This is a genomic window from Plantactinospora solaniradicis, assembly GCF_042658085.1.
Classification (GTDB): Bacteria; Actinomycetota; Actinomycetes; order Mycobacteriales; family Micromonosporaceae; genus Plantactinospora; species Plantactinospora solaniradicis.
In genome coordinates this window covers 1-19,503 of the sequence record NZ_JBHSPR010000037.1, presented here as the reverse complement: position 1 = coordinate 19,503, position 19,503 = coordinate 1, and the positions used below count along the sequence as shown (strand labels likewise).

Genomic DNA, 19,503 nt, shown 5'->3' with positions numbered 1-19,503 from the left:
TCCGATTTCAGGTTAGGTTCGGACTGTGGCGAACGTCAATGGATCGCGCCGGGGAATCGTGCGAGAAAGTGGATCTGCTTGCGACCAGGGTGGGGATACTTCGTTTGCAAGCACGACAAACTGGCGACAGTCCGGCTCAGCCGGCGACGATGCCGGTCCGGAGTGGACTTCCGGCCTCCCGGCCGTCCACTCCGGACCGGCGAAGCAGCCAGGACGAGGGGTTGTGCCGGACCCGGTCGATCGAGGTGAGCGCGCCGCCGATCACCGCCGCGTCCGGTCCGAGCAGGGCCGGACGTACCTCGACCGGGGCCCACCGGGTGCTCAGCGCCCGCTGTGACAGCTCGGTCCGGATCCGGTCGGTCAGCCAGGAGGCCAGCACCGAGTAACCGCCGCCGAGGAGGATGGTGCCGACATCGACGAGGTTGACCAGCCCGGCCAGGGCGATCCCGAGGGCGGTGCCGGCCCGGTCCAGCGCGGCCAGGGTCTCGGGCGAGCCGGCGTCGGCGAGGGCCAGGGCGTCCGCGACCGGCGAGCCACCGGACGGCTCTGCGGCGGTCGCGAGAATCGCCTCCATTCCGGCGTACGCCTGGAGGCAGCCGCGCGCCCCGCACGGGCACCGTGCGCCGTCGGGGAAGACGGTGACGTGCCCGAGTTCGCCGCCCCAGCCCCGGGAGCCGCGCAGCAGCCGCCCGTCCAGCACGATGCCGGCGCCCAGCCCGAGCGCGCCGGAGACGTAGGCGAAATCGGTGAGTTCCTCCCCGCCCGCGTACAACTCGCCGAGCGCCGCGAGGTTCGCCTCGTTCTCGACCGTGACCGGCAGTGCCGCCGCCGGCAGTGCGGTCACCGCCGGTGCCCGCGCCGTCCGGGTGGTCGCGCGCGCGCCGATGCCGTGGCCGAGCAGTGCACCGACGTCGACGTCGCGCCAGCCCAGCGGCGGCGCGAACCGGACCAGGGTGTTGGCCTGCACCGCGCCGGGGACGGCGAGGGTGGCGCCGACGACGGTGAGGTTCTCGATGGTCGCCGCCCGGATCGCCGACCAGGCCATCGCGGCGAGGTCGGCCAGCACGTCGTCGGCCGGTCGGTCCAGTCCGGGGTTCGGCACGAACGCGAGGTGCCGGACCGTGCCGGTGAGGTCTACCACGCAGGCCGCCAGGCAGTCGGCCCGGATGTCGAGGCCCAGACCCGCCGGCCCCTGCCGGCAGAGCACCAGCCCGACCCGGGGGCGACCAGCCCCGCCGTAGGGCGCCGGGCCCGCCTCGGTGACCAGCCGGCCGGCCAGCAACTCGTCGACGATCCGGGAGATGGTCGGCCGGGTCAGCCCCGTCTCGTGGGCCAACTCGATCCGGGAGATGGGGCGGCCGTCGGCGGCGACGATCTGCCGGAACACCAGCGCCAGGTTGTGCGCCCGGAGGCTCTCCTGCCGGACCGGTGCGTCGGTCGTCGGTGCCGGTCCGGTACGGCGTACGTGCCGGGTCACGGACCGGACCCCGGACCGGCCGCGAGGTCACGGATCCGTGCGGGCCGGAGGATGCCGTCCGCGATGACGGTGACGATGCGTCGCGTCGTCGCCTCGGCCGGTGCCAGTACCAGCGGTCGGTCCCAGGCCAGCGAGGAGCCCACTCCGATGTAGTCGCGGATCCGGACGAACCACCGGTCCCGTCGGGTCCGCTCGGTGGCACCCGCGAAGATCAGCGTCCAGTCGCGGTCGCCGGTGCTGCCGGTCAGGGCCAGCCAGTCGGCGGTGGCACCGTGCAGGTCCGCCAGTTCGGCACCTCGTGGCCCGATCGCGCGGGCCGGCCGGGCTCCGGTCGGGGCGCGCCAGAAGAAACCGCCGTACCCGGCTCCGGCCCGGCCCTGCGTCGCCGGGCTGCGGATGGCGAGCGGCTGCCCGGTCAGGTTCGTGAGGGTGAAGTCGACGTCGAGGGCCCAGGCGTCGTCGTGCACCGGGCGGCAGGCCAGGGTACGCCGCTCGGCGAGCAGGACCTCTCCGTCGATGGTTGCCCAGTGCAGCGAGTGGGCGAGTTCGGTCGGCTCGCGTCGCAGCCACTCCCGGTGCTGCTGGGTACCGTGGTTGTCCAGCCACATCGGCCCGTGTCCGGGTACGAAGGTCCGACCGCCCCAGAAGTTCGCGCCGCCGACGTCCGGCACCGCCAGTCCTGCGCCGAGGTGGTGTCGGTGGGAGGCGGGCATCAGTTCGGTGACCGGGGTGCCGCCGATGGTGCGTACCGGATGCAGGTACGGCCGGGGAGCCAGCGCGTCGGCGAGACCGGCGCCGGTCCCGTAGTGCGCGACGGGTGGCTGACCCGGGGACAGCGCAAGCGTGGCCGCCTCCGGCGCGGCGTCAGCGGGGGAGGCGTCTCGCGGGTGCCGGTTGGGCGATCGGCCTGCCATGCCATCGCCCCTCTCGTCCGTCGATGTCCTCATCCGTCCGTGGCGTGCGCGGTGGCGGCCGCCGCGAGCCGGACGGCCCGGTCGACGGTCAGGGTGCCGTCGGCGACGATGGTGATGATACGGCGCCGCAACGTGCCCCCGGTCGGGACGACCAACGGGCGTTCCCAGGCCAGGCAGGAGCCGACGCCCGGGTAGTCACCGGTGCGGACGAACCAGCGATCGGCCCGCGCCCGCTCGTCCACGGGTACGAACACCAGGGTCCACCGGGCGTCCGGTCCGGTGGCGCCGGTGAGCGCGAGCCAGTCGCCCCGGCGCCCGTGCAGGTGTCGTACGCCCCGGCGGCGCGGGCCGAAGACAGCCGTACGGGCCGTGCTGCGGGGAGCACGCCAGAAGAAGCCGCCGTATCCGGCATCCGTCCGGCCGTTGGTCGCCGGGCTGGCGAACGCCAGTGGCTCGGCCGTGACGTTGGTCAGCTCGAAGCTGAGGTCCAGCGCCCAGCACTCCGGCGTGAGCGGCACCGCGGCCATCCGGCGTCGCTCCCGCAGCAGGACCGTTCCGTCGGGTGCGGCCCAGGCCAGTGCGGCCACGATGGACTCCGGGGTACGGCTGACCCAGCCGTCGTGCCGCTGCGTGCCGTGGTTGTCCAGTCGGGTCGGTCCCTGGGCGCGGACGAAGGTACGGCCGCCCCAGAAGTTGTGTCCGGCGAGGTCGGGTACGGCGATGCTGACCCCGAGGTGGTGCGGGTGGTCGCTGGGCATCAACTCCGTCACCGCCACCCCGTCGAGGGTGCGTACGGGATGCAGGAACGGGCGGGGCGAGACGTGTCGGGGCAGGTCGACGGGCTGCCAGACGTACTCGGCGACTTCCTGGTCGACGTGCCGGAGCCCGACGGCGCCCCGTACCCGGGTCTGTTCTCCCGGCATGGACCTCAGCTCCCGACCATGGTGAACCGGCTGATCTCGGCGTGACCGGCCGGGCCGTCGCCCGGTGGGGCCGCAGCGAACAGTCCGACGGTGGCCCCGACCCAGTGACCGGGCAACGCCACGAACGGCGTGCCGAGCGGCACGGGCGGGTCCTGGCCCGGCGCGGCGGCGAACCGGCACACCGCGCCGGGTCCGAGGTGGATCCGCAGGGTGGCGGCCCGTTGGCCGGTCGGCAACGGCACCGGGCGGGCCAGGTCGGTCTCGGCCGGAGCCGGCCCGGGAACCGGCGCGAAGCCGCCGACGCCACCGCCGGAGCCGGTGGTGCGAGCCCCGGACGAGGCTGCGCCGGGCGCGGGTGCGGTGCGGTGGACCAGTGCGATGCCCGTCGCGGTACGTTCGAGGCCGATCCAGGCGTAGCCGCGACCGAGAATGGTCAGGCCGGCGCGGGCCCCGGGCACGTCGCTGTGCAGGGTCACCGTGGTGCTGACCGTGCCCGGGTCGGCCGGAAGCCGCTGCCCGAGGACGTTGGGCAGTTGGCGCAGATCGGCCAGGGCCGCCGAACGGACGCAGGCCAGCCGCAGCGCTCCCGGAGGACCCGGACTCCACCAGGACGACCGGGGATTGGCCGGCCAGTACCACTGTGGTCCGAGCCGACCGGTCGCGAGGTCGCCGCCGGTCGCGGTGCCGTCGGCGTCGTCCGCCGGTACGTCGGTCGCGGTGTCGTCGCGGCCGACCGCCGGTACGGGGTGGCTGCGGACCGGTGTCCCCGGCCCCGCCCCGGTGCCGTCGCCGATCCGGGGCCAGTCGTCCTCGGCCCAGCGCATCGGCTGGAGGTATACGACCCGACCGTGGGCGCCCCGGTCCTGGAAGTGCAGGAACCAGTGCTGCCCGGCGGAGGTGTCCAGCCAGGCGCCCTGGTGTGGTCCGTTGACCTCGGTGTCGCCCCGGGCCAGCACGATCCGGTGTTCGTACGGGCCGTAGATCCGTCGGGCCCGGAAGGCGTACTGCCAGCCGTCGGCGACCCCACCCGCGGGCGCGAAGATCCAGTACCGGTCGCCCCGGCGGTAGGCCTTCGGCCCCTCCAGGGTTCGGCAGCCGGGGATCCGGTCGCCGTCGATGATGGTCCGCCCGTCGTCGAGCAGTCGGGTCGCGTCCGGACTCATCCGGTGGCAGGTGATCCGGTTGTTGAACCCGGCCCGGCTGCGGGCCCAGGCGTGCACCAGGTACGCCGTACCGTCGGTGTCCCACAGCGGGCACGGATCGATCAGTCCTCGGCCGGACTTGAGCGGCTGGGGCCGGCGCCACGGACCGGTGACCGCCGGGGCGGTGGTGACGAAGATGCCCCGGTCGGGGTCGGGATAGAAGATCCAGAACAGGCCGGCGTGGAACCGGATGGCGGGGGCCCAGATTCCCCGGCCGTGCTGGGGCGTGGCGAACTCGGTGGCCGGCTCCAGCCGGTCCAGCGCATGCCCCACGATCGTCCAGTCGACCAGGTTCCGGGAGTGCAGGATCGGCAGGCCCGGAACCCGATGGAAGCTCGATGCCACCAGGTAGAAGTCGTCGCCCACCCGGATCGCGTCCGGATCGGACCAGTCGGCCGCCAGCACCGGGTTGTGGTAGAGGCGCTGGGTCACGCCGACACCTTAAATCGACTGCTTTGATTACGTCAACTTCTGTAACTAACCGGCCGGTCCGGCTCCCATATCGATGATGACCACAGGCTTGACAAAGTTTCACGGCGAAACTTATTGTCGCCTGACTATCTCTGCCGGGGTTCACAAGGGAGCCACGGACCTCGTCAGCGGAGTCGGGTGCGCCGCCGGGCAGCGTGCGCACATCCCTGGCGCGGACCGTCCCACCCGAGTCGTGCCACTCCCGCGAAGGGACAACCTCGTCATGCCCATCTCCACCCGCAAGCGGATCCGGCGCCGGACGATCCTCGCCGCCACGGTGGCGGCGACGGCCGTGTCGACCGGGCTGATGGTGCCGGCCGCACCCGCGTACGCGGCGACGGTCGACCCCGCCGCGTACTACGTGTTGACGTCGCGGCACAGCGGCAAGGCCGTCGACGTGTACAACCTCGCCACGAACGACGGCGCCCCGATCGTGCAGTGGGCCCGCAACGACGGCTACCAGCAGCAGTGGCAGTTCGTTGCGGTCGGTAACGGCTACTACCAGGTACGGTCCCGGCACTCGGGGAAGGTCCTCCAGGTCGCCTCGGCGGCGGACGGTGCGGAACTGACCCAGCAGGCGTCGAGTTCGGACACCCGGCAGCACTTCGGGCTGGTGGACTCGCCGGACGGATACGTCCGGCTGGTCAACCGGAACAGCGGCAAGGCGCTGGACGTCTGGGAGTGGTCCACCGCCGACGGCGGCCGGATCTCCCAGTTCACCGACCTCGGTGGCACCAACCAGCAGTGGCAACTGGTCCGGATCGGCGACACCTCCGGGCCGCCCGCCGGCTCGATCGTCGTGGCCGCCGACGGCACCGGCCAGCACCGTACGGTGCAGGCGGCGATCGACGCGGCACCGGCGAACAGCGCCAGTGTGGTGACGATAGCGATCCGGCCGGGCACCTACCGTGGGGTGGTCTCGGTGCCGTCGAACAAGACGAACCTGCACCTGCTCGGCCTCGGCGCCGCTCCCGGCAACGTGGTCATCGTCGAGAACCACTCCGCCGGAACCCTGCGCCCCGACGGCAGCACCTACGGTACGAACGGCAGCGCGACGGCCACGGTGACCGGCCGGGGCTTCGCCGCGACGAACCTGACCATCTCGAACGACTTCGACGAGGTGGCCAACGCCGGCCAGGCCGGGCACCAGGCCGTGGCGCTCTACCTCAACTCCGACCGATCCGTGCTGACCAACGTACGGCTGCTCGGCGACCAGGACACCTTCCTGGTCGGCGCCGCCGCCCGCTCGTACGTGCGGAACTCGTACGTCGAGGGCACCGTCGACTTCATCTTCGGCGACGGCATCGCGGTGCTGCACAGCACCCAGGTCCACGAGAAGCGGTCCACCGGCGGCCCGCTCACCGCCGCCCGCACCCCGGCCAGCCGGGCGTACGGCTTCCTGTTCTACCGCTGCAGCCTGACCAGTTCCGCGGCGGCGGGCTCCAGCAGCCTCGGCCGACCGTGGGGGCCGGACGCCCAGGTGCTCTACCGCGAGTCGACCCTCGGCGCGCACATCAACACCGCCCAGCCGTGGACCAACATGTCCGCCAACACCTGGCAGAACGCCCGCTTCTCCGAGTACCGGAACAACGGTGCCGGTGCCGGCGTCAACGGCAACCGGCCGCAGCTCACCGACGCACAGGCCGCGACCTACACCCCCCAGCGCTACCTGGCCGGCTCGGACGGCTGGAACCCCGTCTCCTGACCCCCGACCACCACCACATCCGGAGGACATCCAGATGCTCACCAGGATTCTCAGACACCGGCGCCCGCCGGCCCTCGCCGCGACGATGGTGGCGGCGCTGGCCGTGCCGGTCGCGCTGGCCGTCTCGACGACGCCGGCCCAGGCCGCCAACGTCGACACCGGCGCCTACTACGTGCTGACCTCCCGGCACAGCGGCAAGGCGATCGACGTGTACAACCTCGCGACGAACGACGGTGCGCCGATCGTGCAGTGGGCCCGTAACGACGGTAACCAGCAGCAGTGGCAGTTCCTCGACGTCGGTAGCGGCTACTACCAGCTCCGGTCCCGGCACAGTGGCAAGGCGCTGCAGATCGCCTCGGCCGCCGACGGCGCGGAGCTGACCCAGCAGGCGCCCAGCAGTGACACCCGGCAGCACTTCCGGGTGGTGGACTCGGCCGACGGCCACGTCCGGTTGGTCAACCGCCTCAGCGGCAAGGCGCTCGACATCTGGGAGTGGTCGACGACCGACGGCGGACGGGTTTCCCAGTTCACCGACCTGGACGGCGTCAACCAGCAGTGGCAGATGGTCAAGATCGGTGGCTCGTCGGGACCGCAGGTGCCGTACTCGTCCGTGCCGGACGGGTTCGCCCAGGGTACGACCGGTGGTGCGGGTGGTCAGACGGTCACGGTCACCACGCAGGCGCAGCTCAACCAGTACGTGACGGCCAGTACCCCGTACGTGATCCGGGTGGCCGGGACGATCAATATCAGTCCGAAGGGTACCGAGCTGCGAGTGGCGTCGAACAAGACGATCATCGGGGTCGGTACCAGTGGGCACATCGTCGGTGGCGGGTTCTTCCTCGGCACCGGGGTCAGCAACGTCATCATCCGGAACCTGACCATCCGCGACACCCTGATGCCGGACGACGACCCCGACGACGACGCGTACGACTACGACGCGATCCAGCTCGACACCGCGAACCGGATCTGGATCGACCACAACCGGCTGTCCCGGATGAACGACGGTCTGATCGACAGCCGGAAGGACACCACGAACCTGACCGTGTCCTGGAACCACCTGGTCGACAACAACAAGACGTTCGGGATCGGCTGGACCGAGAACGTCACCGCGCGGATCACGATCCACCACAACTGGTTCCAGAACACCAGGACCCGCAACCCCAGCGCGGACAACATCGCGTACTGCCACCTGTACAACAACTACCTTCAGAACTCGACCTCGTACGGCAACTACATCCGGGGCCTGACCAAGGGTGTGGTCGAGAACAGCTACTTCGAGAACGTCCGTAACCCGTACTACGTCGAGGCCGGCGAGCTGGTCAACCGGGGCAACGTCCTGGTCAACAGCCCCTGGGACTCCGGCAAGGTCACCTCCAAGGGCTCGGCGTTCAACCCGAGCAGCTTCTACTCGTACACCCTCCACCCGGCCTCGGGCATCCCCGCCATGCTGCGGACCTACGCCGGCCCGCAGGCCGGCATCGGGAACTGAGGGGAGCCCGCAATGCCGCCCGATACCCACACCGCCGTGTTCGGCCGCCGCGCGGCGCTGAAGGCCGCCGGCCTGGCCGGTCTGGCTCTCGGACTTTCCGCCTGCGGCCGAGGCTTCGGCGGTGGCGACGACGGCGCCGACCAGGGCAGCGTCACCCTGAACATGGTCTGGTGGGGCGACGCGAAACGCGCCCAGAAGACCCAGGCGGCGCTGGACCTGTTCCAGCGGAAGCATCCCGGCGTCACCGTCCGGGTCGAGTACCAGGACAGCGGCCCCTACAAGGACAAACTGGCCACCCGGTTCGCCGCCGGCGATCCGCCGGACCTGATGGCGATGCGAGTGGACAGCCTGCGCGAGTACGCCGACCGGGGCACCCTGCTCGACCTCGGCGCGCACGGCGACGCGCTCGACCTGACCGGGTTGGGCGAGAGCGCCCGCACGCTGGCGACGGTCGGTGACAAGACCTACGGCGTGCCGTCCGGACTGAACAGCATCGGCTTCGTCGTCAACCGGACCCTCACCGACCGGTACGGCGTGCAGGTGCCGAACGGCGACACCTGGAGCTGGGACGACCTGGCCGGATTCGCCCGGCAGATCACCGCGAAAAGCGGCCGGAAGGTGTACGGCACCGGATTCGAGCCGCAGACCATGGCCAACCTCCTCGTTTTCACCCGGCAGCGCGGTGAGGACTTCTTCACCGCCGACGGGGCGCTCGGGGTCAGCGAGGGCACCGTCACGGCCTGGTTCGAGATGGTGCAGCGGATGCGGGACCAGGGCGGTTTTCCGCCGGCCGGGTTCTTCGAGGAGACCGGGGCCTCGGCCGCGCAGTCGTATCTGGCGAAGGGCACGCTCGCCTCCCAGATCATCCCGACGAACAACTTCCTGTCCTACAACGAGGCGGCCGGCGGCAACCTCGCGCTGTTGCGGATGCCGGGCGAGGTCCAGGGCCGGCGGCGTGGACAGTCGATCGACACCCCGGCGCTGTGGTCGATCGCATCGGCGTCCAAGCACCGGGACGAGGCGCTCAAGCTGCTCGACTTCCTCGTCAACGACGCCGAGGCGGCCAGGGCCACCGGCACCACCCGGGGCGTACCGGCGAACCAGCGGATCGCCGAGACGGTCAAGCCGACCCTGGAACCCGACGACCAGACCGCTACCGAATACCTGATCAGGCTCCAGGGGGAGAAGCTGCCGAGGTCGTACACCTATCCGCCGGGTGGCAGCGCGATCGCGGCGAGTCTGGAGACCATCGCCACCGAGGTGGAGTTCAAGCGGCGGAGCGCGGCCGAGGGTGCCCGTGCGTTCGTCGCCGAGGCACGCAAGGCGCTCACGAAGTGACCGGACCCACCGGGGTCGTCGCCGCCACACCGGCGACGACCCCGGGACCACCACGCCGCCGGGGCCGGCGGGACCGGGCCGGCTACCTGTTCCTGCTGCCCTGGTTCGTCGGGATGCTCTTCACGGTCATCCCGTTCTTCGCGTCGCTCTACCTGGCCTTCACCGACTACAACCTGCTCACCGCGCCCCGGTGGATCGGCCTGGACAACTTCCGGGAGATGCTCGGTGATGCCCGGCTGCGCCAGTCGCTCCAGGTGACCTTCGTCTACACGTTCGTGTCGGTGCCGCTGTCGCTGGTGGCGGCGCTGCTGGTGGCGATGGTGCTGCACCGGGGCATCCGGGGCCTGCCGGTCTACCGGGCGGTCTTCTACCTGCCGTCGCTACTGGGCGGCAGCGTCGCGGTCGTGCTGCTCTGGCGCTACATCTTCGGCGCCGAGGGCATCGTCAACGACTTCCTCGGCTGGTTCGGGGTGCAGGGGCCCGCCTGGACGACCGATCCGGACCATGCCCTCACCACGCTGATCATCCTGCACGTCTGGACCTTCGGTTCGCCGATGGTGATCTTCCTGGCCGGGCTGCGGCAGATCCCGGTCGCCTACTACGAGGCCGCCGCCGTCGACGGCGCCTCCCGGTTCCGCCAGTTCCGATCGATCACGATTCCGCTGCTCAGCCCGATCATCTTCTTCAACCTGGTCCAGTCGCTGATCGCCTCGTTCCAGACCTTCACCCAGGGCTTCGTGCTCAGCGGCGGTACGGGCGGCCCGGCGGAGTCGACCCTGTTCTACAACGTGTACCTGTACCTGCGCGGCTTCACCCAGTTCGACATGGGCTACGCCTCGGCGATGGCGTGGGTGCTGCTCGTGCTCATCGCGATCCTGACCGCGGTCAACTTCCTGGCGGCCCGCTACTGGGTCTTCTACGACAACTGAGTCCGGCCCGGACGGAGAGGATGGCGTCAGCATGTCGGACACCGACAGCCGCGTCGAGCGGATCGGCAGCACCCGTCGGTCCCGGTTCATCCGGCACGTGACGCTCTGCCTGATCGGCGCGGTCATGATGTACCCGCTGGCCTGGCTGGTCTCCAGTTCGTTCAAGCCGAGTCGGATCGTCTTCACCGACCTCGGGCTGTGGCCGACGGAGTGGGACCTGACGAACTATCCGGGCGGCTGGTCGGCACTGGAGCATCCGTTCAGCCTCTACCTGGCCAACTCGCTCGTGATCGTCGTACTGAGCATCGTCGGCAATCTGCTCTCCTGCTCGCTGGCGGCGTACGGGTTCGCCCGGTTGCGGTTCACCGGCCGCCGGCTCTTCTTCGTGCTGATGCTCGGCACGATGATGCTGCCCGGTCACGTCCTGCTGGTGCCGCAGTACGTCGTCTTCGCCAAGCTCGACTGGATCAACACGTACTATCCGCTGTTGGTGCCGAACTTCCTGGCCACCAACGCGTTCTACATCTTCCTGATGGTGCAGTTCATGCGGGCCCTGCCGACCGAGCTGGACGACGCCGCCCGGATCGACGGCTGCGGGCCGTTCCGGGTCTTCTGGAAGATCATCATGCCGTTGAGCATGCCGGCGTTCGCCACCACGGCGATCTTCACGTTCATCTCGGTCTGGAACGAGTTCTTCGGCCCCCTGCTCTACCTCACCGACTCGGAGCTGTACACGGTGCCGCTCGCCCTGCGGCAGTTCGTCGACTCCGAGGGACAGAGCCAGTGGAGCCAGATGTTCGCCATGTCGGCGGTGTCGCTCGCACCGGTCATCGGCTTCTTCATCGCCGGTCAGAAGTACCTCGTTCGGGGCATCGCCACCACCGGCCTGAAGTAGTGGTTGTCTGCGGCCGCCGAGTCGACTTCAGTCGGACCCGCCCGTCTTGCTGTGACCCGAACCTGGGTCAACCGTAATGGGGCCGAACTCCAGGTGCCGGCAGGCTTCATCGGCTTTCCGCCATACCGGGTCGTCATTCTCCAGAAACCTGCTCGGACGGAAGACAGCGTCGGCCTCCGGGTCGGGCCAGTCGGGCACACCGTTCGTGCGTATGCAGTCCGCCCACTTACGCAGCTTGCTCATCTCGTCGGCGGTCACCGCTCGAGCCGTAATCTCAGGGATGGCTCCGGCCCTCCGGAGCAGCTGATCACAGTCTGGATTGGGCTGCCGGAGTATGTTCGGTGCGGGGGCCGGGTACGCCCAGCGTCCATCGGTTTCGACCGGATCGGGAAATTCGGGGAATCCGTGAGCGCGCATACATGCCGCGGCCTCGATGAGCGCTGCTTGGTTGGTCACGCCGGACGATGCGGACGGCTTGCCGCTGCCGTCGTCGGTGCACCCGGCCAGGACGATTGTCGCTGCTCCTGCTGCGGCGAATATTCGGAGCTTCATGCCTCAACGGTGCTGGCCAGTGCCTAATCCAGCTTCCCCCAAATGTAGGGTGCCGCCACCTGAATTCGAGGGCCCTGAATACATTGCGCTCGTCCAGATTCGTATCCACGGTCGCGCAGCGCCCGGACCCGCCTGCCGTACACGTCCGCGCAGGCCGGCAGGGTCGGTTCGGAAGCTGACGCTGCGGGTGGTCGCGGTGGACGGCCGATCGACCTACCACGGGTTCGCTTCCCGCTCCGTCACCCTGAGGGCGTTCGCGTGCGTCAACTGGTTGCGGGTCCTCAGGCGGCGCAGCAGTTCTGCACGGGGAACGGGGAAGTAGAGCAACCGCCACCGACCGCCGGCCGATCACGAGGATCGCTGGACGACGTCCCCGATCGCCATGACCACGGCGGGACCGTCGGTTCGCCGCCGGAGATTCACGCCGGCTTGTCCTGGATCCTCCTAGCGGCAGCCATCGATACGTGGTAGGAATTTTCCAAGGATCTACGCCGCGTGTAAAAATTCCTCCAAAGGAGACCTGGATGAGAAGGATCATGGCGGGCCTGACCGGCCTCATGATCGCGGTCGCCGGAGCATCGGTGGCCGCCATGCCCGCCCAGGCGGTCGACGTCGGCTCGTCGTCGCTACCCGACGGCGGCTCGACGTCGCGACTCTTGCCCGGGGCGGCGCCGCTGGCGGCGGCCGGTCCTCAGCCGGGCACCTTCACCGGACGGGGCTTCGACACCTGCACGGCCCCGTCCCAGTCGGTCATGAACACCTGGCGAGCGAGTTCGCCGTACCGTGCGGTCGGCATCTACATCAGCGGCGCCAGCCGCTCGTGCGCCCAGCCGAACCTGACCGCGACCTGGGTGACGAACCAGACCAACAACGGCTGGCGCCTGATTCCCATCGAACTCGACAACCAGGCCCCGTGCGGAACCAGGCTGCCCAAGATGTCCGCCGACCCGACCACCGCGCGGTCCCAGGGCGCGAGCCGGGCGACGAGCGCGGTGAACGCCGCGCGGGCGCTCGGCATCCCCGCCGGTAGCACGATCTACAACGACATCGAGCAGTACCCGTCGAACGCGTCGTGCAAGGCCGCCGTGCTGTCCTACCTGTCCGGCTGGACGGAACGGCTGCACACGCTCGGCTACCTCTCGGGCATGTACTCCAGCGGATCGTCCGGGGTCCGGGATCTGTGCAGCGCGTACAACGACCCTGCCTACACCCGCGTCGACCACCTCTGGTTCGCCTGGTGGAACAACGTGGCGGACACCGACGCCGGCCCGTACTGCCCGGCGGAGTACTACGCCGACCGTCAGCGGTTGCACCAGTACGCCGGTGACGTCTACGAAACCTGGGGCGGCGTGCAGATGCGCATCGACCGCAACTACCTCGACGTCGGGACCCCCGACCAGCCGGAGCCGCCGGAATGGAGCACCACGGTCGACAACACCGACAGCCGGTTCACCGCCAGCGCGAACTGGGGAACCTCGGCCTACTCCAGCCAGCGGTACGGCACCGACTACCGGTTCGCCGAGCCGGTGACGAGCAGCGACGTCGCCTGGTACAAGGTGAACATCCCGGCCACCGCCAGCTACGAGGTCTCGGTCTGGTACGCGGCCGACCCGGGCTACAACGACTCGACCCCGTACATGGTGGCCACCACCACGGGCAACCAGACCGTACGCGTCAACCAGCGCGCGGGCGGCGGCCAGTGGGTGTCCCTCGGCGTCTTCACGCTGGCCGCCGGGGACGGAGACAAGGTGGGGGTGAGCCGCTGGACGTCCGGCACCGGCTACGTCATCGCCGACGCGGTCCGGGTCACCCGGGTCTGATCAGCCGGTAGGGTCGCCGGCCCGATCGGTGGGCCGGCGGGTCGTCGGCACCAGAAGAAGGGCCGGCAGCAGCACGAACGGCACGATCAGGAGGCCCCGCAGGACGCCGACCCGGTCGCCGAGCAGCCCGACCAGCGGCGGCCCGGCCAGGAAGGCGGTGTAGCCGATCACGGCCACCACGCTGACCCGGGCCGCCGCGCGGTCCTCCTGATCGGCCGCCGCGCTCATCCCCACCGGAAAGCCGAGGGAGGTACCGAGCCCCCAGAGGACCACTCCGGCCAGCGCCACCGGCCACGGGCTGGCCAGCACCGCGGTCGCCGCACCGAGCGCGGCCAGCACGATGGTGCCGAGCAGCACCGGTACCCGACCCCAGCGGTCCAGCGCGACGGTGCCGACGGTCCGACCCACCGTCATCGCCGCCGCAAACATCCCGAAGGCCAGCGCGCCCAGCGCCTCGGTCAACCGGTGGCCGTCGACGAAGGCCACCGCGATCCAGTCGTTGGCGGTCCCCTCGGTGAAGGCCATCACCAGGACCAGCAGCCCGATCAGCAGGGTGCGCGGCTCGCGCCAGGCGGCCAGCGCGCCGCTGCCCCGGGCCGGAGTGGTTCCGGTGTCCGCCGGCTTGCCGGTGGCGGCCGGCAGGAAAGACCGGACCGCGACGAGCGTGCCGGCCAGCATCACAACGGCGGCCAGGCAGAGGTGGACGCCGATCGACAGCCCCACCCGGGCGGTGCCGGCACCGACGATCGCCCCGGCCACCGTGCCCAGGCTCCAGGCCGCGTGGAAGCGGGGCATGATGGTGCGCCCGAGTCGCCGTTCGACCGCTGCCGCCTCGACGTTCATGGCGACCTCGCAGGTGCCCGAGCCGTAGCCCAGGGCGAAGAGGCCAACCGCGACAACCGGTACCGCGTGCCAACTGCCGGCGGCGACGCCGGCCAGGGCCACCCCGCCCGCAGCCAGCGCGGTCGCGCTGGCCACCGTGCGGGCCGGGCCGAGCCGGTGCGCCAGCACCCCGGCGGTCGGCAACGCGAGCAGGGCACCGGCGGAGAGTGCCAGTAGCAGCAGGCCCAACCGTCCCGGCGTGAGCCCGAGGGCGTCCCGGGCCGCCGGAACCCGGGAGAACCACGAGGCGACGGCGAGCCCGTTGAGACCGAACACCACGGCGACGCCGGTCCGGGCCGCGAGGACCCGCGCCGGTACGGTCGGTGGTCGGAGCGTGCCTGCGGCGCCGGTAGGAGGGGTCACCGGTGCGGCCTCCGCTCTCGACTCTTTCGACGAACGTCGACTCCTCGGGCGGGGGAGTCGCTGACAAGATCGCACCCCTGAGAACGCTCCCAATGCAAGCGGTGCCGGTGGAAGACCGCCGGCGACCGACCGGTGCGATTTCGGCTCGCCGCAGCCCGCGCCACGGGTGCATCATTTCCCCATGCGCCACCTTGATCGTGCCACCGCGCCGCCACCGTGCTCGGATCAGTCTCCGCGCGGGGGCCGGCATGGCTAGGCCGCTTTCACAGCAGGCCACCCTGGAGGACGTCGCCCGGCTCGCCGGGGTCTCCCGGTCGACGGCGTCCCGGGTCCTCGCCGGGTACGGCGCCGCCTCCCCCTCGGCCCGGGACCGGGTCGCCGCCGCCGCCGAACAACTCGGCTACGCGCCGAACCCGGCGGCCCGGGCGCTCGCGACCGGTGGCGGGGTACGGCTCGTCGTGGCGGTCGCCGGCACGGAACCGGGCGTGCTGCACGACCCGTACGTCGACCGGGTGGTGCGGGCCGCGGCCGAGGTCTGCGCGCTGCGGGAGGTCGGGGTGTCCCTGGAGTGGCTGCCGCTGCACGCGCCGGAGCGACTGCGACGGTTGGCGGAGGACCGCAGCGTCCGTGGGGTGCTCATCGTCAACACGACCGAGCGGATCCTGGCGGCGGTACCGGCCGCCCTGGGCGGCAGGGCCGTGTCGATCGGCATCGGTTCTGCCGCCGTGCCGTCGTTCGACGTGGACAACGGGGGCGCGGCGAGCACGATCGTCAGCCACCTGTACGACTCCGGCCGGCGCCGGATCGCGATGATCACCGGTCCGGACTGGATGCCCTGCACCCGGCGGCCCGTCACGGCGTACCGGCAGGTGATTCGGGCGGCGGGGCTGCCGATCCGGCTGGTGCCGGGCGATTTCACCGCTGCCGGTGGCCAGGCCGCGATGGTGACGATCCTGGACCGCTGGCCGGACACCGACGCGGTGTTCGCGAACAGCGACGCGATGGCGTTGGGCGCGCTCGCGGTGCTGCGTCGGCGCAGTGTCAGGGTGCCGGACGACGTCGCCGTCGCCGGTTTCGACGACGTGCCGTTCGCCGCGCTGAGCGCCCCGGCCCTGACCACCGCGAGCCACCCGGTCGAGCGGATCGCCACGGCGGCCGCGACGGCCGTGCTCGACCGGGCCCGGGTGCCGCCGGCCACCGCCTATCCGTCCCAACTGATCCTCCGGGAGAGCGCCTGACGGAAGCCGCCGGAAGCCCACGGTCAGCGGGGCGTCCGGCGGGCTTCGGGCCCATGGGGCTCAGTGGTAGTAGCCGTCCACCGGTTTGCGGGCCTCGTCGAACAGCGCGGGACCGCTCTGCGGTACGGGTGGAAAGCCGCCGGAGGGCTTGAGGGTCGCCAACTGCTCGCCGGAGAGCGCGAACACGACCCGGCCGAGGCCGGAGCGTTCGATCGCCCCGGTGCACATGTTGCAGGGCTGGCAACTGGTGTACATGACGGTCCGGGCCGCGGTGTCCGGATCGAGTTCCCTGGCCGCCCACCGGGCCAGCTTCTGCTCCGGGTGCGCCGAGATGTCGGCGTCGGTGATGGTGGTGTTGCGCTCCTCGGCCAGTACGGCACCGTCGGGGCCGACCAGCAGTGAGCCGAAGGGCGGGTTGCCGGCCGCCCGCGCCTCGGCGGCGAGTGCGATGGCCCGGCGCAACAGGCGTTCGTCGTCGGATGTCATGGTCGCTCCGTTCGGTGTGCGGTGTTCGGTGTTCCGGCCCGGTGGGCGGCGATGGTGGCGAGCGCCTGCCACGCCACCTGCGGATGTCGGGTCTCGGCCGGGTTCCCGCCGAACGGGTCCAGCACGACGGTTTCGGCGCCGAGCAGGCGCAGCGCCTCGATGTCGTCGAGCACCTGGTCGAGGCTGCCCTCGCCGGCCAGCCGCTCCGGTCCGACCAGTGGTGCGTCGGTGATCCGCAGGATGATCCGTGGTGCCAGGGCGGGCACCGGGCGGCCCTGCTCGTTGGCCGTGGCCTTCAACCGGTCCACGGCGGCGGAGAACCAGTCGAGGGTGAACCGCAGCGGGTGCCACGCCTCGCCGAGGCGTACCGCGCGGCGCTGGCCGGTGTCGCTGTTGCCGCCCACCCAGATCGGAATGTCCCCGGCGCGGTAGTCGCCGTCGTCGGCCCAGGCCGCCCGGATCGTCTGGAGGTGCTGGTCGGTGAGCCGGCCGCGCTGCGCGAACGGTACGCCGAGAGCGGCGAACTCCTGCCGGGCCCAGCCGACGCCGACGCCGAGGACCAGTCGTCCACCGCTGAGTTGACTGAGGTTGGCGGCCATCCGGGCGACGAGCAGCGGGTGCCGGTACGGCACGATCAGCACCGTCGTGCCGAGCCTGACCCGGGAGGTGATCCCGGCCAGCCAGGCGAGCGCGGTGAACGGTTCGTAGAACGGCGCCGGGTACTGCTCGGCGACGTCCGGGGTCACCGCGACGTGGTCGGAGACCATCAGCAGGTCGAAGCCGAGGCCCTCCACGGTCTGTGCCCACTGCCGCAGCATGCCGGGATCGGTGCCGGGTCCGAAGTTCGGTACGTTCACGCCTATCTGCACCGGAACAGGCTAGTCAGCAGGCTCCCCGGGTCGGAAGGGACTTCTGCCCGCGTACTCGGGGATGTGCCGTGGATCTGCCGGTACTCTGGTCCGGTGGCCGAGGATCTTGATCTGACCGACTGGGCCATCCTGGCCGAGTTGCAGCGGGACGGCCGGGTACCGCTCACCGAGCTGGGCCGACGGGTCAACCTCAGCGCGTCGGCGGCCACGGAGCGGGTCAGGCGGCTGGAGCAGCTCGGGGTCATCACCGGCTACCGCGCCGAGGTCGACCTGACGAAGGTCGGTTACCCGGTGCTCGCCGTGGTGCGGCTCAAGTATCCGGGCAGCCAGCACCAGCCGCTGCACCGGCTCCTCGACGAGCGCCCGGAGATCCTGGAGTGCCTGCGGACCACCGGCGAGGACTGCTACCTGCTGAAGGTGACCGCCGACAGCATGGCCCACCTCGAACAGCTCGTGGACGAGCTGGCCCAGTTCGGGAGCACCACCACCAACGTCGTGTACCGGCAGACGTTGCCGTACCGGGGGCCCCGGCGAGGGTTATAAGTACATCGGTTTGATTTAAGGTACCGTCCTCTGTGGCGACCGGCGTACCGCAGGTCGGGTGGGCCGCCGCCAGCGCGTCCCCGCGCGGGGCGACGTCGGGTCCGGACCGGTGGCCGGGCGGTTACCCTCAAGGCACCCGAAACAGGGAGTACGGGCGTGACGATCGACCAACCGACCGTTCGACGTGGGACGAATCTTCCCCGGATGGGTGACTTCAACGAGTCGGTCGTGCTCGACGCGATCCGGCGTGCGCCCGACGGGCTGAGCCGGGTCGAACTCGCCGCCGCGACGGGCCTGTCGGCGCAGACCGTGTCGAACATCTGCCGTCGCCTGCTCGACCGGGGACTCGTCGTCGAGGCGGGCAAGAAGGGCGGGCGGGTCGGCAAGCCTCGGACCGTTCTCCAGGTCAGCCCCGGCGGAAGCTTCGCGATCGGCGTACACCTGGATCCGGCCGTGGTGACCTATGTGGTGCTCGACCTGGTCGGCGCGGTGGTACGCCGGATGCGGCAACCGACGCCGCAGGTCGTCGACCAGGCGCAGACGCTGGCCGATATGAGCGCCGCCGTCGAACAGCTCGTCGAGGACTCGGGCATTCCCCGCGACCGCATCCTGGGCCTGGGCGTCGCGGTTCCGGGGCCGATCGACGCGGTGGCCGGCGCGGTCGTCGAACCTCCGCAGTTGGCGGGCTGGGAACGGGTGCCGCTGCGCGACCAGCTGTCCCGGGTCACCGGGTGGCCGGTGGTGATGGACAAGGACGTCATCGCGGCGGCGATCGCCGAACGGTGGGCGGGCGCCGCCGTGCACTCCGGCAACTTCCTGTTCTTCTACCTCGGTACGGGTTCCGGGATGGGCGTGGTGGTCAACGACGTCGTCCTGCGTGGCGTCTCCGGCAACGCGGGCGAGATCGGCGGGCTGGACGCCAACTGCACGACGTACGCGCTGGTCAACGAGGCCATCGAGCGAAGGATCCTGGGTCCGGAGAAGGCACCGGTCGGGCCCGGCGAGGCGGAGCGGAGCCTGCTCGACCTGATGGCGCTCGCCGACGCCGGGGACAGCACCGCGCAGAACATCATCCACGGCTGGGCCCGGAGAGTGGGGCTCGGCGTCAGTGCCGCGGCCACCCTGGTCGACTCCGAACTGATCGTCTTCGGCGGTCCGATCTGGCCGCACCTGTCCCGGCTGTTCCTCCCGGTGATCAACTCCATCGTCGCGTCGTCGCCGTTCGTCGGAAAGATGCACGAGACGACGGTGACCGGTACGGCCCTCGGCGACGACGTCGGCGCGCTCGGTGCCGCCTGCCTCGTGCTGGACCAGGTCCTGTCGGCGCGGCCCCAGTCCCTGCTGCTCGCCTAGGGCGTGTCCTGTCGATCATGCATCGGCAGTCCTGCTCATGACATGCTTCGGTCG

17 protein-coding genes are annotated in these 19,503 nt (G+C 70.8%); 9 read left to right on the top strand and 8 right to left on the bottom strand.

Annotated elements, in window-relative coordinates; genetic code table 11:
- Nucleotides 1-136: 136 nt before the first annotated feature.
- The 4 genes from ACFP2T_RS31650 to ACFP2T_RS31635 are packed head-to-tail and all read right to left on the bottom strand — an operon-like array spanning nucleotide 137 to nucleotide 4,948.
- On the bottom strand, nucleotides 137-1,477 hold the full coding sequence (locus tag ACFP2T_RS31650) for an ROK family protein (protein WP_377428237.1): 1,341 nt from the start codon (nucleotides 1,475-1,477) through the stop codon (nucleotides 137-139).
- On the bottom strand, nucleotides 1,474-2,391 hold the full coding sequence (locus ACFP2T_RS31645; RefSeq protein ID WP_377428235.1) for a DUF6807 domain-containing protein: 918 nt from the start codon (nucleotides 2,389-2,391) through the stop codon (nucleotides 1,474-1,476). Before ACFP2T_RS31645 ends, ACFP2T_RS31650 begins: the two co-directional genes overlap by 4 nt.
- Nucleotides 2,392-2,420: 29 nt before the next feature.
- On the bottom strand, nucleotides 2,421-3,314 hold the full coding sequence (locus tag ACFP2T_RS31640; protein WP_377428233.1) for a DUF6807 domain-containing protein: 894 nt from the start codon (nucleotides 3,312-3,314) through the stop codon (nucleotides 2,421-2,423).
- Between the two features lie 5 nt (nucleotides 3,315-3,319).
- On the bottom strand, nucleotides 3,320-4,948 hold the full coding sequence (locus ACFP2T_RS31635; RefSeq protein ID WP_377428231.1) for a glycoside hydrolase family 43 protein: 1,629 nt from the start codon (nucleotides 4,946-4,948) through the stop codon (nucleotides 3,320-3,322).
- Between the two features lie 262 nt (nucleotides 4,949-5,210).
- On the opposite strand from ACFP2T_RS31635, the gene ACFP2T_RS31630 reads away from it, so the two are divergent.
- From ACFP2T_RS31630 to ACFP2T_RS31610, 5 genes are read left to right on the top strand one after another with little or no spacing between them, the layout of a single operon-like run.
- A complete protein-coding gene (locus ACFP2T_RS31630; RefSeq protein WP_377428229.1) occupies nucleotides 5,211-6,692 on the top strand; it encodes a pectinesterase family protein in 1,482 nt (493 codons plus the stop codon).
- Between the two features lie 34 nt (nucleotides 6,693-6,726).
- Nucleotides 6,727-8,181: an RICIN domain-containing protein gene (locus tag ACFP2T_RS31625; RefSeq protein WP_377428228.1), complete on the top strand. Its 1,455-nt coding sequence runs from the start codon at nucleotides 6,727-6,729 to the stop codon at nucleotides 8,179-8,181.
- A 12-nt stretch (nucleotides 8,182-8,193) separates the two neighbouring features.
- Nucleotides 8,194-9,519, top strand: coding sequence for an ABC transporter substrate-binding protein (locus ACFP2T_RS31620; protein ID WP_377428226.1), 1,326 nt, complete (start codon nucleotides 8,194-8,196; stop codon nucleotides 9,517-9,519).
- Nucleotides 9,516-10,448 (top strand): carbohydrate ABC transporter permease, encoded by a 933-nt coding sequence (locus ACFP2T_RS31615; RefSeq protein WP_377428224.1) that lies wholly within the window; start codon nucleotides 9,516-9,518, stop codon nucleotides 10,446-10,448. The genes ACFP2T_RS31620 and ACFP2T_RS31615 overlap by 4 nt, the downstream gene beginning before the upstream one ends.
- Nucleotides 10,449-10,479: 31 nt before the next feature.
- Nucleotides 10,480-11,343: a carbohydrate ABC transporter permease gene (locus tag ACFP2T_RS31610; protein WP_377428222.1), complete on the top strand. Its 864-nt coding sequence runs from the start codon at nucleotides 10,480-10,482 to the stop codon at nucleotides 11,341-11,343.
- A gap of 27 nt (nucleotides 11,344-11,370) precedes the next feature.
- On the opposite strand, the gene ACFP2T_RS31605 is transcribed toward ACFP2T_RS31610, so the two are convergent.
- Complete coding sequence (locus ACFP2T_RS31605) at nucleotides 11,371-11,895, bottom strand: hypothetical protein (protein ID WP_377428220.1); 525 nt, start codon at nucleotides 11,893-11,895, stop codon at nucleotides 11,371-11,373.
- 524 nt (nucleotides 11,896-12,419) lie between these two features.
- Between ACFP2T_RS31605 and ACFP2T_RS31600 the strand changes: the two genes are divergently transcribed.
- Nucleotides 12,420-13,715 (top strand): glycoside hydrolase domain-containing protein, encoded by a 1,296-nt coding sequence (locus ACFP2T_RS31600; protein WP_377428218.1) that lies wholly within the window; start codon nucleotides 12,420-12,422, stop codon nucleotides 13,713-13,715.
- On the opposite strand, the gene ACFP2T_RS31595 is transcribed toward ACFP2T_RS31600, so the two are convergent.
- Nucleotides 13,716-14,960 carry an MFS transporter gene (locus tag ACFP2T_RS31595; RefSeq protein WP_377428216.1) on the bottom strand — a complete coding sequence of 415 codons (1,245 nt, stop codon included), beginning with the start codon at nucleotides 14,958-14,960 and terminating at the stop codon, nucleotides 13,716-13,718.
- A gap of 248 nt (nucleotides 14,961-15,208) precedes the next feature.
- On the opposite strand from ACFP2T_RS31595, the gene ACFP2T_RS31590 reads away from it, so the two are divergent.
- A complete protein-coding gene (locus tag ACFP2T_RS31590; protein WP_377428214.1) occupies nucleotides 15,209-16,198 on the top strand; it encodes a LacI family DNA-binding transcriptional regulator in 990 nt (329 codons plus the stop codon).
- 60 nt (nucleotides 16,199-16,258) lie between these two features.
- On the opposite strand, the gene ACFP2T_RS31585 is transcribed toward ACFP2T_RS31590, so the two are convergent.
- Together ACFP2T_RS31585 and ACFP2T_RS31580 are read right to left on the bottom strand one after the other, a co-directional pair.
- Nucleotides 16,259-16,684: a nucleoside deaminase gene (locus tag ACFP2T_RS31585; protein WP_377428213.1), complete on the bottom strand. Its 426-nt coding sequence runs from the start codon at nucleotides 16,682-16,684 to the stop codon at nucleotides 16,259-16,261.
- A complete protein-coding gene (locus ACFP2T_RS31580; RefSeq protein WP_377428211.1) occupies nucleotides 16,681-17,553 on the bottom strand; it encodes an LLM class flavin-dependent oxidoreductase in 873 nt (290 codons plus the stop codon). Before ACFP2T_RS31580 ends, ACFP2T_RS31585 begins: the two co-directional genes overlap by 4 nt.
- Nucleotides 17,554-17,646: 93 nt before the next feature.
- On the opposite strand from ACFP2T_RS31580, the gene ACFP2T_RS31575 reads away from it, so the two are divergent.
- Both ACFP2T_RS31575 and ACFP2T_RS31570 read left to right on the top strand, forming a co-directional pair.
- Nucleotides 17,647-18,096: an Lrp/AsnC family transcriptional regulator gene (locus ACFP2T_RS31575; protein ID WP_377428209.1), complete on the top strand. Its 450-nt coding sequence runs from the start codon at nucleotides 17,647-17,649 to the stop codon at nucleotides 18,094-18,096.
- 156 nt (nucleotides 18,097-18,252) lie between these two features.
- On the top strand, nucleotides 18,253-19,449 hold the full coding sequence (locus ACFP2T_RS31570) for an ROK family transcriptional regulator (RefSeq protein ID WP_377428207.1): 1,197 nt from the start codon (nucleotides 18,253-18,255) through the stop codon (nucleotides 19,447-19,449).
- The last annotated feature ends 54 nt before the right edge of the window (nucleotides 19,450-19,503 follow it).